This is a genomic window from Nocardia sputorum (assembly GCF_027924405.1).
GTDB lineage: Bacteria > Actinomycetota > Actinomycetes > Mycobacteriales > Mycobacteriaceae > Nocardia > Nocardia sputorum.
On record NZ_AP026978.1, the window covers coordinates 1,603,961 to 1,619,641 of the forward strand.

Annotated in this window: 13 protein-coding genes and 1 riboswitch; of the genes, 11 read left to right on the forward strand and 2 right to left on the reverse strand. The window is 69.2% G+C overall.

What is annotated here, in order from left to right:
* Positions 1–235 precede the first annotated feature (235 nt).
* The gene (gene metE / locus QMG86_RS07250; RefSeq protein WP_434086197.1) at positions 236–2,506 is read right to left on the reverse strand and encodes a 5-methyltetrahydropteroyltriglutamate--homocysteine S-methyltransferase; all 2,271 of its coding nucleotides are present in this window, start codon (positions 2,504–2,506) and stop codon (positions 236–238) included.
* Positions 2,507–2,654: 148 nt separating this feature from the next.
* A riboswitch (cobalamin riboswitch) is annotated at positions 2,655–2,884 on the reverse strand.
* Between the two features lie 263 nt (positions 2,885–3,147).
* Here metE and QMG86_RS07255 point away from each other — a divergent pair.
* From QMG86_RS07255 to coaD, 3 genes are read left to right on the forward strand one after another with little or no spacing between them, the layout of a single operon-like run.
* Entirely contained in the window at positions 3,148–6,552 is a 3,405-nt protein-coding gene (locus tag QMG86_RS07255; RefSeq protein WP_281878464.1) for a pyruvate carboxylase, read from the forward strand.
* The gene (gene rsmD / locus QMG86_RS07260; protein ID WP_281878465.1) at positions 6,549–7,112 is read left to right on the forward strand and encodes a 16S rRNA (guanine(966)-N(2))-methyltransferase RsmD; all 564 of its coding nucleotides are present in this window, start codon (positions 6,549–6,551) and stop codon (positions 7,110–7,112) included. Before QMG86_RS07255 ends, rsmD begins: the two co-directional genes overlap by 4 nt.
* A 52-nt stretch (positions 7,113–7,164) precedes the next feature.
* Positions 7,165–7,650 (forward strand): pantetheine-phosphate adenylyltransferase, encoded by a 486-nt coding sequence (gene coaD / locus QMG86_RS07265; RefSeq protein WP_159838696.1) that lies wholly within the window; start codon positions 7,165–7,167, stop codon positions 7,648–7,650.
* A gap of 28 nt (positions 7,651–7,678) precedes the next feature.
* On the opposite strand, the gene QMG86_RS07270 is transcribed toward coaD, so the two are convergent.
* Positions 7,679–8,197 carry a GtrA family protein gene (locus QMG86_RS07270; RefSeq protein WP_281878467.1) on the reverse strand — a complete coding sequence of 173 codons (519 nt, stop codon included), beginning with the start codon at positions 8,195–8,197 and terminating at the stop codon, positions 7,679–7,681.
* 381 nt (positions 8,198–8,578) lie between these two features.
* Between QMG86_RS07270 and QMG86_RS07275 the strand changes: the two genes are divergently transcribed.
* The 8 genes from QMG86_RS07275 (at position 8,579) to QMG86_RS07310 (ending at position 15,225) form a co-directional block, all read left to right on the forward strand.
* Positions 8,579–9,325, forward strand: coding sequence for a DivIVA domain-containing protein (locus tag QMG86_RS07275; protein ID WP_159838893.1), 747 nt, complete (start codon positions 8,579–8,581; stop codon positions 9,323–9,325).
* Positions 9,326–9,421: 96 nt separating this feature from the next.
* On the forward strand, positions 9,422–10,051 hold the full coding sequence (locus tag QMG86_RS07280; RefSeq protein WP_281880814.1) for a YceD family protein: 630 nt from the start codon (positions 9,422–9,424) through the stop codon (positions 10,049–10,051).
* 52 nt (positions 10,052–10,103) lie between these two features.
* Complete coding sequence (gene rpmF / locus QMG86_RS07285) at positions 10,104–10,286, forward strand: 50S ribosomal protein L32 (protein ID WP_014987105.1); 183 nt, start codon at positions 10,104–10,106, stop codon at positions 10,284–10,286.
* 22 nt (positions 10,287–10,308) lie between these two features.
* Positions 10,309–11,022 carry a ribonuclease III gene (gene rnc / locus QMG86_RS07290; RefSeq protein ID WP_281878470.1) on the forward strand — a complete coding sequence of 238 codons (714 nt, stop codon included), beginning with the start codon at positions 10,309–10,311 and terminating at the stop codon, positions 11,020–11,022.
* A 1-nt stretch (position 11,023) separates the two neighbouring features.
* Positions 11,024–11,884 carry a bifunctional DNA-formamidopyrimidine glycosylase/DNA-(apurinic or apyrimidinic site) lyase gene (gene mutM / locus QMG86_RS07295; protein ID WP_281878472.1) on the forward strand — a complete coding sequence of 287 codons (861 nt, stop codon included), beginning with the start codon at positions 11,024–11,026 and terminating at the stop codon, positions 11,882–11,884.
* A gap of 64 nt (positions 11,885–11,948) precedes the next feature.
* Positions 11,949–12,530: a dihydrofolate reductase family protein gene (locus tag QMG86_RS07300; RefSeq protein WP_281878473.1), complete on the forward strand. Its 582-nt coding sequence runs from the start codon at positions 11,949–11,951 to the stop codon at positions 12,528–12,530.
* Positions 12,531–12,557: 27 nt separating this feature from the next.
* On the forward strand, positions 12,558–13,595 hold the full coding sequence (locus QMG86_RS07305; RefSeq protein WP_281878474.1) for a PHP domain-containing protein: 1,038 nt from the start codon (positions 12,558–12,560) through the stop codon (positions 13,593–13,595).
* Between the two features lie 103 nt (positions 13,596–13,698).
* Positions 13,699–15,225: a PstS family phosphate ABC transporter substrate-binding protein gene (locus tag QMG86_RS07310; RefSeq protein WP_281878476.1), complete on the forward strand. Its 1,527-nt coding sequence runs from the start codon at positions 13,699–13,701 to the stop codon at positions 15,223–15,225.
* Positions 15,226–15,681: the final 456 nt, after the last annotated feature.

A 15,681-nucleotide genomic window follows, 5' to 3' on the forward strand; every position in this document is an offset into this window, starting at 1 on the left:
AAGTAGGCAAGAGGGGAAAGACGGTGTCGTGGTCGACTTGTGAGGAGGGGTAGCCGATGGAGCGTTGTTCCGGGTGTCATACGGCATGGCGACGGGGGATGCGGGCGCGGGCGCGGGAGTTGCCGGTGACGCGGCGGGAGGAACCGTGTGATCGGTACACCCTACGGCGGCGGCAGCCCCCGCGACCCGAGCCGGAATCCGATTGAAGGCGTAGCTGATTCGATCGGCGGTCAGGTCACCGTACCGCTGCCGCCGCGGCGACCATGTTGCGCAGGGAGGCTTCCACCTCGGTGCGTCCTCTGGTCTTGAGCCCGCAGTCGGGATTCACCCAGAGGCGTTCGGCCGGAATGGCTTTCAGCGCCGCCCGCAACGACGTGGTGATCTCCTCCACGCTGGGCACCCGCGGTGAGTGGATGTCGTACACGCCGGGGCCTACCCCGAGGTCGAATCCCGAGGCGTTCAGGTCGTCGAGCACCTCCATGCGGGAACGCGCCGCCTCGATGGACGTGACATCGGCGTCCAGCCCGGCGATCGCTTCGATCACCTCGCCGAATTCCGAGTAGCACAGGTGCGTGTGGATCTGCGTCGCATCGGACACCCCGGAGGTCGCGAGCCGGAACGACAGCACCGACCACTCCAGATAACCGGGCTGCTCGGCCGCACGCAGTGGAAGCAGTTCACGCAAGGCCGGCTCGTCGACCTGGATGATCCGGATGCCCGCCGATTCCAGGTCCACGGTCTCGTCCCGGATGGCCAGCGCCACCTGGCGGGCGGACTCGCTCAACGGTTGGTCGTCGCGCACGAAGGACCACGCCAGAATGGTCACCGGACCGGTCAGCATGCCTTTCACCGGCTTGTCGGTGAGCGACTGCGCGTACCCGATCCAGTCGACGGTCATCGGCTCCCGCCGCGCGACGTCCCCGAACAGGATCGGCGGCCGCACGCAGCGCGTCCCGTAGGACTGCACCCACCCGTGCTCGGTCGCCGCGAACCCCTCGAGATGTTCGGCGAAGTACTGCACCATGTCGTTGCGCTCCGGCTCGCCGTGCACCAGCACGTCGAGCCCCAGTTCCTCCTGCAGCGTGATGACCTCCGCGATCTCCGCGCGCATCCGGCGCACGTACTCCGCCTGGTCGATCTCGCCCTTGCGCAGCGCGGCGCGCGCCAGCCGGATGGCCGAGGTCTGCGGGTAGGAACCGATCGTGGTGGTCGGCAGGGCAGGCAGCCGCAAACGGTCCCGTTGCAGTTCCCGGCGTTGTTCGGCGGGCGCGCGGCGGGCGGCGTCCGGACCGAGCGCCGCCAGGCGCGCGCGTACCCCCGGATCGTTCAGCCGCGGATCCGACTTCCGCGACGCCAGCGCCTCCCGGACCGCGGTCAATTCGGCATCGATCGCCTCCGCGCCCTCGCGCAGGCCGGTCGCGAGCAGCCGGATCTCGGTCACTTTCTCCGCGCCGAACGCCAGCCAGGACCGCAGACGCTCGTCCAACCGCGTCTCGCCGGCCAGTGTGTACGGCACGTGCAGCAACGAGCACGAACTCGAAACCGCCACGTGTCCGGCCGATCCCAGCAACGAACCGAGAGTGGCCACGGCTCGGTCGAGATCGGTGCGCCAGACGTTGCGCCCGTCCACGACACCGGCGACGACCAGCTTGCCGGTCAGCGCGGGCACGGCCGCCACCGCGGCGACGTCGACGCCGGAGGTGAAGTCGAGCGCGACTCCTTCTATCCCGGTGCGCGCCAGCGCCGCGAGTGCGGCGTCCGGCTGTCCGAAGTAGGTCGCGACGAGGATCGCCGGGCGCTCGGTGGCCTCGGCGAGTTCCTCGTAGGTGACCTGGAGCAGGTCGATTTCCGCCGCGGTGAGGTCGGTGACCAGCACCGGCTCATCGATCTGCACCCACTCGGCGCCGGCGACGGCGAGCCTGCGCAGCAGTTCCCGGTAGAGCGGCAGCAGTTCGATCAGCCGGGCGAGTGCTGGGCCGCCGGTCGCCTTCGCCAGCTTCAGGAAGGTGAGCGGGCCGATCACGACCGGCCGCGCGGGCACACCCAGCTCCAGCGCCTCCTCGACTTCCGCCAGCAGCTTCTCCGGGTGCAGCGAGAACGCGGTCTCCGGGCCGATTTCCGGCACCAGGTAGTGGTAGTTGGTGTCGAACCACTTGGTCATCTCCAAGGGCTCGACCGTGTCGGTGCCGCGGGCGGCGGCGAAATACCGGTCCAGCGGATCCGTGATCCCGGCGACCCGGGGCGGCAGCGCGCCCAGCAGCTCGGCGGTGTCGAGCATGTGGTCGTAGTAGGAAAACGTGCCGACGGGGATGGAGTCCAAGCCCGCGGCGCGCATGTCGGCGAACTGGGCCTGCCGCAAGTCGCGCGCCACGGCGTGCAACCGGCCCGCGTCGATCTTGCCCGCCCAATAGGCTTCGATAGCCCGCTTCAGTTCGCGTCGTGGCCCCACTCGTGGAAGCCCGAGAACCGTCGCGGTGAACGGCTTCTGCTGTGCAACAGTCACGATGTTTCTCCATTGCTGAGGACGAAAGCCATCGCCATACGGGCAGGCGGAGAACCTTATGACATGCCGGTGAATGTTCCCGGCCGAGGAGCCCGACACGTCAGCTGGTGATCCGCGCGCCCAATCCACGAGGCGGTGGCCGCCGGGTACGGCGTACCCGGCACGGCTGGCAGGTCTTCGGACTCGCGGGCACCGGCCGTGCGGGCCGGCGTACGCCGGAGTGCTCCCGATGGCCGACCTACTGGCCGTCGCTTCCCGAGTCGCGGAGCCTTCCGGCCCGGTGAACTCAGTGCCTGGTGACGGCGGTCGTTCCTGCATACCGCTGCGGGACAGTCCCGGATTCTCACCGGGTTCCCTCTCACCCGCCGTGACGTCGCCGCACGGACGGGCTCGACTCCGTGGCGCGACGTCGGGGCTCCATCTCGTCGCGCTGCGGTGAACCAGCTGCCTCCTCAGCATAGGACGAGACGGGACGAGCGCGTCGAACCGGACCGGTCGCCCGGCGGCGCATCGGTTGCCGACGCGCCGCATTTGTGTCGGCACGATGAACGCAACTTCGCAACGGTGCTAGTCGGCTTTGTGAAAAAGTTCGCGAAGGGGGATTCCATGTCGGTGCGGTTCACGCAGCCGGGTACCTTAGGTCAATGTTCTCGAAAGTCTTGGTTGCCAACCGTGGCGAGATCGCCATCCGAGCCTTCCGCGCGGCTTACGAACTCGGCATCGGGACGGTCGCCGTGTTCCCTTACGAGGACCGCAATTCGGTCCATCGGTTGAAGGCGGCGGAGTCGTATCAGATCGGCGAGCCCGGCCATCCGGTGCGGGCGTATCTGTCGATCGAGGCGATCATCGAGGCGGCCAAGTCCGCGGGCGCGGACGCCATCTACCCCGGGTACGGATTCCTGTCGGAGAATCCGGATCTGGCGGCGGCGTGTGCCCGGGAGGGCATCACCTTCATCGGCCCGTCGGCCGAGGTGCTCGAACTGGCGGGTAACAAGGCGCGCGCGATCGAGGCGGCCAAGGCGGCCGGCCTGCCGGTGTTGCGTTCGAGCGCACCGTCGTCGGACGTGGAGCAGCTGCTGGCCGCGGCGAACGAGCTGGAATACCCGATCTTCGTCAAGGCCGTCGCGGGTGGCGGCGGGCGCGGAATGCGCCGGGTCGCCGCACCCGAGCAGCTGCGCGAGTCGATCGAGGCGGCTTCCCGGGAGGCGGAGTCGGCGTTCGGCGACCCGACGGTGTTCCTGGAGCAGGCGGTGGTGAATCCCCGTCACATCGAGGTGCAGATCCTGGCCGACCAGCACGGCAATGTGATGCATCTGTTCGAGCGGGACTGCTCGGTGCAGCGCAGGCACCAGAAGGTGATCGAGCTGGCGCCCGCGCCGAATCTGGACCCCGCACTGCGCGAGCGGATCTGCGCCGACGCGGTGGCCTTCGCCCGGCAGATCGGCTACTCGTGCGCGGGCACCGTGGAGTTCCTGCTGGACGAGCGCGGCAACCACGTCTTCATCGAGATGAACCCGCGCATCCAGGTGGAACACACGGTGACCGAGGAGATCACCGACGTCGACCTGGTGCAGTCGCAGCTGCGCATCGCCGCCGGGGAAACGCTCGAGCAGCTGGGTCTGAGCCAGGAGGCCGTGACCATCCGGGGTGCGGCGTTGCAGTGCCGGATCACCACCGAGGACCCGGCCAACGGGTTCCGTCCGGACACCGGCCGGATCACCGCCTACCGCACGCCCGGCGGCGCGGGCATCCGCCTGGACGGCGGGGCCAACCTGGGCGCCGAGATCGGGGCCTACTTCGACTCCATGCTGGTCAAGCTCACCTGCCGGGGCCGCGACTTCGGTGCGGCGGTCGCTCGGGCGAGCCGGGCGCTGGCCGAGTTCCGGATCCGCGGCGTGGCCACCAACATTCCCTTCCTGCTGGCGGTGCTGGACGATCCCGACTTCAAGGCGGGCCGGGTCACCACCTCGTTCATCGACGAGCGCCCGCAGCTGCTGACCTTGCGGCAGTCCGCCGACCGCGGCACCAAGATCCTCGACTACCTGGCCGACGTCACCGTGAACAAGCCGCACGGTGAGCGCCCGACCACGGTGTACCCGCACGACAAGCTGCCCGCGATCGATCCGAGCGTGCCGCCGCCGGACGGCTCCCGGCAGCGGCTGCTGCGGCTGGGTCCGGAAGGTTTCGCGCGGGCGTTGCGTGAGCAGAAGGCGGTCGGCGTCACCGACACCACCTTCCGTGACGCGCACCAGTCGCTGCTGGCCACCCGCGTGCGTACCAACGGCCTGCTCGGGGTGGCGGGGCATGTGGCGCGGTTGACGCCGGAGCTGCTGTCGGTGGAGTGCTGGGGCGGCGCGACCTACGACGTGGGGTTGCGGTTCCTGTACGAGGACCCGTGGGAGCGGCTGGCGGCGTTGCGGGAGGCGATCCCGAACATCTGCCTGCAGATGCTGCTGCGCGGCCGCAACACCGTCGGTTACACCCCGTATCCGGAGGCGGTGACCCGCGCGTTCGTCTCCGAGGCGACCGCGACGGGCATCGACATCTTCCGGATCTTCGACGCGCTCAACAACGTCGACCAGATGCGCCCGGCCATCGACGCGGTCCGCGAGACCGGGACCGCGATCGCGGAGGTCGCGATCAGCTACACCGGGGATCTGTCGAATCCGGACGAGTCGCTCTACACCCTGGACTACTACCTGAAGCTGGCCGAGCAGATCGTCGACGCGGGCGCGCACGTGCTGGCGATCAAGGACATGGCCGGCCTGCTGCGCGCCCCGGCCGCGACCACGCTGGTCACCGCCTTGCGCAGCAATTTCGATCTGCCGGTGCACGTGCACACCCACGACACCCCGGGCGGGCAGCTGGCCACCTATCTGGCCGCCTGGCAGGCGGGCGCCGACGCCGTCGACGGCGCGAGCGCCGCGATGGCCGGGACCACCAGCCAGCCCGCGCTCTCTGCGATCGTCGCCGCGGCCGCCCACAGTGAATACGACACCGGGTTGAACCTGCAGGCCGTGTGCGACCTCGAGCCGTACTGGGAGGCGTTGCGGAAGGTCTACGCGCCGTTCGAGTCCGGGCTGCCCGCGCCCACCGGCCGCGTCTACACCCACGAGATCCCCGGCGGTCAGTTGTCGAACCTGCGCCAGCAGGCGATCGCGCTCGGGTTGGGCGACCGGTTCGAGGAGGTGGAGGCGAAATACGCCGCCGCCGACCGGCTGCTCGGGCGTCTGGTGAAGGTCACGCCGTCCTCGAAGGTCGTCGGCGACCTGGCGCTGGCGCTGGTCGGCACCGGTGTCGAGGTGGAGGACTTCGCCGCCGATCCCGGCCGCTACGACATCCCGGATTCGGTGATCGGGTTCCTGCGCGGTGAACTCGGCACCCCCGCCGGCGGCTGGCCCGAACCGTTCCGCAGCAAAGCGCTGGCCGGGCGCGGCGCGGCCAAGCCCGAGACACCGTTGACGCCCGCCGACGAGAAAGGCCTGGCGGGTAGCTCCGCGGAGCGGCGGGCTACGTTGAACCGGCTGCTGTTCCCCGGCCCCACCGCCGAATTCCTCGCCCACCGCGAGAAGTACGGCGACACCTCCGGGTTGTCGGCCAACCAGTTCTTCTACGGTCTGCGCCGCGGCGAGGAACACCGGGTGCAGCTGGAGAAGGGCGTCACCCTGCTCATCGGCTTGGAAGCCATTTCGGAACCGGACGAGCGCGGCATGCGCACGGTGATGTGCATCCTCAACGGGCAGCTGCGGCCGGTGTCGGTGCGCGACCGGTCGATCGCCAGCGAGATCCCGGCCGCGGAGAAAGCCGACAAAGCCAACCCCGGCCACGTCGCGGCGCCGTTCGCCGGTGTCGTCACTCTCGCGGTGGCCGAAGGCGATTCGGTCGCGGCGGGCGACACCATCGGCACCATCGAGGCGATGAAGATGGAAGCCGCGATCACCGCGCCGCGGGCGGGCACCGTCGGCCGCGTCGCCATCGGCGCCGTGCAACAGGTCGAAGGCGGCGACCTGCTCATCGAGCTGACGGTCCGGGAGTCGTCCGCCGGATGACGCGGATCGTCGCCGGAACGGCGGGCGGGCGGCGCCTCCGGGTGCCGCCCGCGGGCACCAGGCCGACCTCCGACCGGGTGCGGGAGGCGCTGTTCAGCGCGTTGGACGCTCGGCTGGACTTCGCGGGCACGCGGGTGCTGGACCTGTACGCGGGTTCCGGCGCGCTCGGGCTGGAAGCGTTGTCACGCGGTGCGCAGCACGCGCTGCTGGTCGAGTCCGACCGCAAGGCGGCGGCGGTGGTCCGCGGCAATATCGCCGAGCTGGGGCTGCCCGGCGCGGAATTGCGCGTCGCGACCGTGGCCGGTGTGCTGCAACTGGGCGGGGCGGGCGTTTTCGACGTGGTGTTCTCCGACCCGCCCTATGCGCTGGACAACGCCGTGGTGCTCGCCGACCTGCGGTCGCTGACCGAGCACGGCTGGCTGCGCCCCGGTGCGTTCGTCGTGCTGGAGCGTTCGGCGCGCTCGCCCGAAACGGCTTGGCCCGCAGGCTTCGTCCCGGCCAAGCCGCGCCGATACGGCGAAACCCGCATCGATCTGGCGGAGTACGAGCCGGACGCCTAGACGCGGACCGGCCACTCGCGCCCGGCCGGGTGAGTCCTGCTAGCGTCGCCTCATGGCAGGAGCACTGTGCCCCGGATCGTTCGACCCCGTGACCTACGGACACCTCGACGTCTTCACCCGGGCCGCGGCCCAGTTCGACGAGGTCGTCATCACCGTCATGATCAATCCGAAGAAGCAGGGCATGTTCACCGTCGAGGAGCGCATGGAGATGCTGCGCGAGTCGACCGCGCACCTGGGCAACGTGCGGGTGGAGTCGTGGCAGGGCCTGACGGTGGATTTCGCCCGCGAGCAGGGCATCACCGCGATCGTGAAGGGTCTGCGCGACGCGGGCGACTTCGGCTACGAACTGCAGATGGCGCAGATGAACAAGAAGCTCTCGGGGGTGGACACCTTCTTCATCGCCACCAACCCGTCCTTCAGCTTCCTGTCCAGCTCACTGGTCAAGGAGGTCGCCGCGTACGGCGGCGACGTCACCGACATGCTGCCCCCCTCGGTGCACAAGCGCCTCGTCGACCGTCTGGCCGAGCGCAAGAACTGACGGAGAACCCGCCAGCGGCGGGGGAGCCCTAGAAGACCAGCCCACGCAGGGCGAGGAAGCGCATGCCGCCGACCGCGGCGGTGATCGCCAGGATGGCGGCGGCCTGCGCGGTGTCTCCGAGGCCGGGAGCCCAGAGGCCGAGCGCGGCCAGCGCCGCGGTCGTGACGCCGAGGCCGACGAGCGCGAGCCCACCGCCTTCCCACTGGGCGGTGAACCAGCCGACCCGTGCCGCGGCGTGGAAGGTGAGCTGACGGTGCAGTTCGTTGGCGATCATCGTGCTGACGATGGAGCCGACGACGTTGGCGACCAGCGGCCCGACGCCGTGCATGGCGAAGAACAGCAGGACGTAGGCGATGTTGCTGGACCCGCCCACCAGCGCGAAACGGATCAGCTGCGCGAACGCGCGATCGCCGCGCAGATAGCGGGTGAGCTGTCCGAACCTGGTCGCGACCGAGGTCGTCGGCAACACGGGGTATGGGCCCACCCACGGCACGAAGAAGCTGGTGGCGCTCCCTCCACCCGGTCGGGGTAGTTCCAGAACAGTCATCGTCTTTCCGATCGAACACAGGCCATCGGCAGAGACAACGGCGATGGTGATCGCCCGCTTCCCCGTCGACTCTTGGCAGGTTCCGTTCCTCGCGCATGTTCAGCGATCGCTGACGCGTCGGAACCTGTCAACATTCGACGGCAGGTTGCCCGTACCTCCGGCTTCCTGGTCCGCGATCCGGGGACCGCGGTAGGGGTGAAGATCTTGGTCGACCTTCCAGAAGAATGTAACACGAAGCGGAGAGGCGGTCTCCACTTGATTTCTGTGGCGTGCGAGACACTGGCCCGACACACCGGAAAGTGACTCGGCACGAGCGGTGACGACGGGCACACTGGGGCTCGGCGGAAAGTTTCGCCGTGAGTCCGCAGGAGGGTAGTGAGCATGTATCGCGTATTCGAAGCGCTCGACGAACTGGTCGCCATTGTCGAAGAGGCCCGCGGCATCCCGCCGACCCGCAGCTGCATCGTGCCGCGCGGCGACGTGCTCGAGCTACTCGACGACGTCCGCGACGCGCTGCCCGGCGAACTCGACGACGCCCAGGACGTGCTCGACCATCGCGACAAGATCGTCTCCGATGCCAGGACCGCGGCCGAGACCGCCGTGACCGGCGCGAACGAGCAGGCCGAGCGCACCATCGGCTCCGCGCGCGAGGAAGCCGACCGCATCCTGGCCGACGCCAAGGCGCATGCCGACCGCATGGTCGCCGAGGCGAGCGCGCACGCCGATCGTCTCGTCGCCTCCGCTCAGGAGGAAGCCGACCGCGTGGTGGCCGACGGGAATGCCGAATACGAGGCGGTGACCGGACGGGCGCGCGTCGAGTCCGAGCGGATGATCGAGGCGGGCAAGGCCGCCTACGACCGTTCCGTCGCCGAAGGGCTCGCCGAGCAGGAGCGGCTGGTCACGCAGACCGAGGTGGTCCGCGCCGCGCACGCCGAATCGGCCAGGGTGATCGACGCCGCGCATGCCGAAGCCGATCGCCTGCGCGAGGAATGCGACCACTACGTCGACTCCAGGCTGGCCGATTTCGAGGAGACGCTGACCAGCACGCTGCGCACGGTCGGACGGGGGCGGCATCAGCTGCGCAGCGGGGCGGGCGCACCCGACTACGCCGGCGAATTCCGCAGGTAGCGGCGTCGAACGGAGTGGGGCGGGTTTGGGTCCGTCCCGCATGATCGCGTATTGTTGAGTGGTTGCCCGTATCCCTCGATCGTGAGTGAGTTCGTGATGCCCGCCGGTTCCGGTTCCGCGTCGCGTCCGCAGTCGGCCAAGCGCCGGCTGCCGGACGGTGGTTTCGTGCTGGACACCCGCAGCCTCGGTCGCAGGCCGGGGACCATGCGCGAGCTGCGCCGCACCGTCACCACCGAGCAGCGGATCGGCCTGGATCTGATCGCCGTTCCCGTGGGCGCGCAGGTGGAACTCGACCTGCAGTTGCAGGCGGTGTCCGAGGGTGTGCTGGTCACCGGGACGGTGTCCGCGCCGGTCGAAGGCGAGTGCTCGCGCTGCCTCGAGCCGTTCGGCGACGAGATCACCTTGCAAGTGACCGAGTTGTTCGCTTACCCGCACAGCACCACGGAGCAGACCACCGAGGACGACGAGGTCTACCGCATGGTCGACGACCTCATCGATCTGGAGCCCGTGGTGATCGACGCCGTCGGCCTGGAGCTGCCGCTGCAGCCGCTGTGCACGCCCGATTGCGCGGGATTGTGCCCGGAATGCGGCGTACGGATGGCGATTGCGGGATCCGACCACCGGCATGAGATACTTGACCCTCGCTGGGCCGGACTGGCTAAATTCGCCTCCGGATCGCCCGGCACCGGCAGCCCCGACGAGGGTGCGGCCGACCGAGACCACTGAGCAATACCGATCAGCCGAACCGGCAGAGCAATCAGACAGAGGAGAAGTAGTCGTGGCCGTTCCCAAGCGCCGGATGTCCCGTTCCAACACCAGGTCGCGGCGCAGCCAGTGGAAGGCCACCGCGCCGACCCTGATCACCTGCCCGAACCGCGCGTGCGGCGAGAAGACTCTCCCGCACATCGCGTGCCCGTCCTGCGGCACCTACAAGGGCCGCCAGGTCACCGCCGCGGTCTGATCGTTCGACCTGTCGTAGCAACGTGACCGACGAACCCGACTCGTCCGGTGAACACGCGAGCCTGCTCGCCGCGTTGGGCGTCGATGTGCAGCCGGACCTGTTGCGTCTCGCGCTGACCCATCGCTCGTACGCGTACGAGAACGGCGGTCTGCCGACGAACGAGCGTCTCGAGTTCCTCGGCGACTCCGTGCTCGGGCTGAGCATCACCGAACGGCTGTATCACGAACATCCCTCGAAGAGCGAGGGTGAGCTGGCCAAACTGCGCGCGAGCGTGGTGAACATGCGCGCCCTCGCGGAAGTGGCCCGCGGGCTCGGCGAAGGCGGCCTCGGTGTGCACCTGCTGCTCGGCAAAGGTGAGGAACTCACCGGCGGCCGGGACAAGGAGAGCATCCTCGCCGACGGCATGGAGTCGCTGCTCGGCGCCGTGCATCTGCAGCACGGCATCGAAGTGGCTCGCTCCGTGGTGTTGCGGCTGTTCGCGGAGCTGCTCGAGCGTGGACCGCGCATGGGCGCGGGCCTGGACTGGAAGACGAGCCTGCAGGAACTCACCGCCGAGCGTGGTCTCGGCGTGCCCAGCTACGAGATCACCTCGACGGGGCCGGACCACGACAAGGAATTCACCGCCACCACGGTGGTCGGCGGACGAGCCTACGGGCAAGGTGTAGGCCGGTCGAAGAAGGAAGCCGAGCAGAAGGCCGCGGGGGCCGCCTACGAGGCGCTGACCGCCGAAACCTGACGTGCCCGAACTACCCGAGGTCGAGGTCGTGCGACGCGGGCTCGCCGAACATGCGGTGGGCCGGGTCGTCGAATCGGTGGCGATCACCCATCCCCGCTCGGTGCGCCGCCATCTCGAAGGCGCCGCCGATCTCGCCGCCCGGCTGACCGGCCTCGAGGTCGAGTCGGCCGAGCGGCGCGGCAAATTCCTCTGGCTGACCTTCGACGACCCGGAAGCGGCCCTGGTCGTGCATCTCGGCATGAGCGGTCAGATGCTGGTCCAGCCCATGGACGCGCCGTTGGAGAAGCACGCGCATATCCGCGCCACCTTCGGCGACGGCACCCAGCTGCGCTTCGTCGACCAGCGCACTTTCGGCGGCTGGGCGCTCGCCCCGCTGGTCGAGGTGGACGGTACCCTGGTGCCGCAGCCCGTCGCGCACATCGCCCGCGACCCGCTGGACCCGCGTTTCGACGTCGAGTCCGTGGTCGCCGCCATCCGGGGCAAACAGAGTGAGATCAAACGCGTCCTGCTCGATCAAGGCGTCGTCTCCGGGATCGGCAACATCTACGCCGACGAGGCGCTGTGGCGTGCGAAGATCCACGGCGGCCGGCTCGCCTCGGGGCTGTCGCGGCCCGCGGTGCGCGGGTTGCTGGCCGAAGTCGGCGCGGTGATGGGCGAAGCGCTCGCGGCGGGCGGTACCTCGTTCGACGCGCTCTATGTGAACGTCAACGGCCAGTCGGGCTACTTCGAACGCTCGCTCGCCGTATACGGTCGGGAGCACGAACCGTGTCGCCGGTGTGGTGCGCCGATCATTCGGGAGCGGTTCATGAACCGCTCGTCCTACTCCTGCCCGCGCTGCCAGCCGAAGCCTCGTCGTCGGTAGCGCGGGCGAGCTACCGTTTCCTCAGGGCGGTTCGGAATGTCAGCCGACCGTGAGGAAGGGAAGCATGCGCAAGCTCACCTATTACGTCGCGTCGACCATTGACGGATTCATCGCCACCGAGGACGGCTCGGTCGATTTCTTCCCCGTCGGCGGCGATCACGGTCCGTCTATCAACGCGCAGTACCCCGAGACGCTGCCGACCAAGGTGCGCGAGGCGATCGGGTTGGAGGAACGCAATCGCTACTTCGACACGGTGCTGATGGGGCGCAAGACGCACGACTTCGGCGTCCGCACCGGCACCTCGACTCCGTACGCGCACCTGCGGCAGTTCGTGGTCTCGACCACGCTGCCCGAGAGCCCGGATCCGGCCGTCGAGCTGATCTCGGAGAACCCGGTCGAGCGGGTCCGTGCGCTCAAGCGGGAGAGCGGATTGGGCATCTGGCTGTGCGGTGGTGGCGAACTGGCGCAGGTGCTGCTGCCGGAGATCGACCAGATCTTCCTCAAGCTCTACCCGATCGTGCTCGGCCGCGGCCGAGCGCTGTTCGGCGCCGGGTCGCGGCTGCCGGAACCGGCCAAGTTCCGGGTGATCACCAGCACGGTGTTCGAGGACGGGGTGGCGTTCGTCAAATACAGCCGGGTGCCGTAGCGCGTGCCGGACCAGCAACCGAGTGGCATGCCGGACCAGGCCGCGGCGCCCGGTCCGGAGGCGGCGTTGCGGGAGATCGGCTTCTGGCTCGAGCGCTCCCGGGCGGAAACCCATCGGGTGAAGGCGTACCGGCGCGCCGCCGACGTCGTGGCGGGATTGCCCGCCGACGAGCGCGAGGCGCGCCGGGCGGCCCGCAGCTGGACCGAGCTCGCGGGCATCGGACCCAAGACCGCCGCCGTCATCGAACAGGCGTACGCGGGTGAGGTGCCGCGCTACCTGGCCGAGTTGCGCGCGGCCGCGCAGCCGATCGGAGCCCCGGGCAAGCCGTTGCGGGAGCGACTGCGCGGCGATCTGCACACGCACTCGAATTGGTCCGACGGCGGCAGCCCGATCGAGGAGATGATGCGGGTGGCGGCCGCGCTCGGGCACGAATACTGCGCCCTGACCGATCATTCGCCGCGCCTGACCGTGGCCAACGGATTGTCCGCCGACCGGCTGCGCAAGCAGCTGGACGTAGTGGCCGAGCTCAACGAGCGGATGGCGCCGTTCCGCATCCTCACCGGCATCGAAGTGGACATTCTCGACGACGGCGCCCTCGACCAGCAGGCGGATCTGCTGGCCCGGCTGGACATCGTCGTGGCGAGCGTGCATTCGCACCTGCGCGACGACAGCGCCACCATGACCAAACGGATGGCGTACGCGGTCGCCGACCCCAACGTCGACGTGCTCGGCCACTGCACCGGGCGGCTGGTCGCGGGTGGTCGCGGCACCCGGCCGGAGTCGACGTTCGACGCCGAGGTGGTGTTCGAGGCATGCCGCACCTACGGCACCGCCGTGGAGATCAACAGCAGGCCCGAACGACTCGACCCTCCTTCGCGCTTGCTGCGACTCGCGGCCGAGATGGGCTGTCACTTCTCGATCGACACCGACGCGCACGCACCCGGCCAGCTCGACTGGCAGGGTTACGGCTGTGAGCGCGCGGTCGCGAACGGTGTCGCGGCGGAACGGGTGATCAACACCTGGCCGCTGGCGGATCTCCTCGCCTGGACTCGCGCGCAAGGGTGACCGCGGGGTCAACTATTGTCGAATACTCCGACATTGCCTGTGTCGGAACTGGATTGCCGCCGAGAATGAGGGCCACACGGATTGCTGGGGGTGGGATCAACTGGTGGGCGACTTTCCGCTCGAAATCGTACTCGCGCTCATCGGTATCGCCGTGCCCGTCGGGGCGTTCCTGTGGGAGTTCGTCTTCGCAGGCCGTAGGCGACTCGGCTATCGGGTACAGATGGACACCCCGGTCACCGGTGAGATCGAGTCGGTGTTCCCCGGAGTGCTGCCGCAGCTGCGCCCGTCGTCCGACGGAGCCAGTCCGGACCTGAAGGACATCTCGGTCGTGCTGGTGCGCATCGAGAACAGTGGCGTCACGACGATCGATACCCATGACTACAAGGCGCCGGACGCCGCGCGGATCGGCTTGCACCTGCGCTTTCCGCAGCGCAGGGTGATCGGGATGGCGGTGAACGAACTCAGCGATCCCGCGCTGGCCGACAACCTCGACGCCGACTCCGGCATCGCGGTGCGCGAGGACACCGGCGGGCACATCGGCGTGATCGATCTGCCGAAGGTGCCGCTCGGGCCCGGCGATCATTACAAGATCCTGGCGATCCTGCAGCGTTCCGAAGGCGTCGGCGAATATCCGCAACCGGTGCTGCGGGGCGGCATCAAAGGCGGGCGGATCACCGAGACTCGCAGCCGCACCGGGATTCCCCTGATGATGGTCGCGCTCACCGTGTTCTTGGTGCTGGTGATCGTCGTCCAGCTGGTGGTGGCCGCGCTGGAGCCGTCGCCGACGCCACTGAACTGCGCCTCGGGAAAACTGACCGTGGTCGGGTCGTCGGCGTTCGGGCCGGTGCTCGAGGAAGCCGCCCGGCAGTACCGGAAGCGTTGCACCGAGGCGGATTTCGCCTTCGGCTTCGAAGGCACCGAGCGCGGATTGGACCGGCTCGCCGAAGAGGGCGCGGGCAACGCAGGGTTGCTCGCCATCACCGACGGCGCGAAGGGCAGTGGTTATCCGGCGTTGGTGCACCGTCCGCTCGCGTTGTCGCTGTTCGCCCTGGTCGTGCATCCCGGCGTCGGGGTCCGCGGTCTCACCGTCGCCCAGGTCCAGGATCTGTACCGGGGCAAGATCGGCAACTGGCGGGCGGTGGGCGGTCCGGACCTGCCGGTGGTGCTGGTCAACCGCACCCCGGGCTCGGGTTCGCGGAACACGCTCGAGCGCAGGTTGCTCGACGGCTCCCAGCCGGATCGCTCGCACCTGAGCTGCACGGCGCTGAAGGGCACGGTCATCACCGAGCCCGCGCACTGCGAGGTGCAGGTGACCGCCGACATGCGCAAGGCGGTGGCCGAGATCCCCGGCGCCATCGGCTATGCGGAGTTCTCCGAGGCCGTCGACGCGGGTTTGCCGACTCTCGTGATCGACGGTGTGGCCCCCGGCCGCGACGCCGCTGTGCGGCGCACCTATCCCTTCTGGGGAGTCGAGTACGCCTACAGCAACGGCGAGTTGCCCGGGGACTCGCTGGCCGCGAGTTTCCTGCACTTCCTCACCGATCAGACCGGCAAAGAGGTGCTGCGCGCGCACGGCAACGCACCGTGCGCCGACCTGCCCGACCCCGGCCGCTGCCTGCCGGATCGGTGAACTCCGCGCGCTGGGAGCGCCGAGGTGCCGGTGGGCTGGGCGACGATGACCGCATGACGAAAGTCCCTCTGCGCGAGTTGAATCGGACGCTCCTGGTCCACACGACGACTTCGCCGCGCCGCTGCGCGATCGCTCGGTGGTGCGCTCCACCATGATTCGACGGGGCGAACCCCTTTCGCCCGGCGCTTCCCGGGCAGGCACCCGCGCGGACTCGCCGAAACCGGCGAGCTGCTGGTGCCGCTGACGCACGGCCTCGAGCCAGACGTATGGAGCGGTGGCGCGATCGGCACGTCACGGTCGGGCCGGAGCCGAAGCCCTGCTGCGGTTCGTCGTGGCCGGTGGCGACGCCACCCCGGCCGGCCACGATCCGTAGGTCGTCCTCGACGGGTGATGCGCTGCGGTCGACAAGGCGGGGCCTCCGGCTTACCCATCGGTTGCCGAACGAACGCTGGGCGG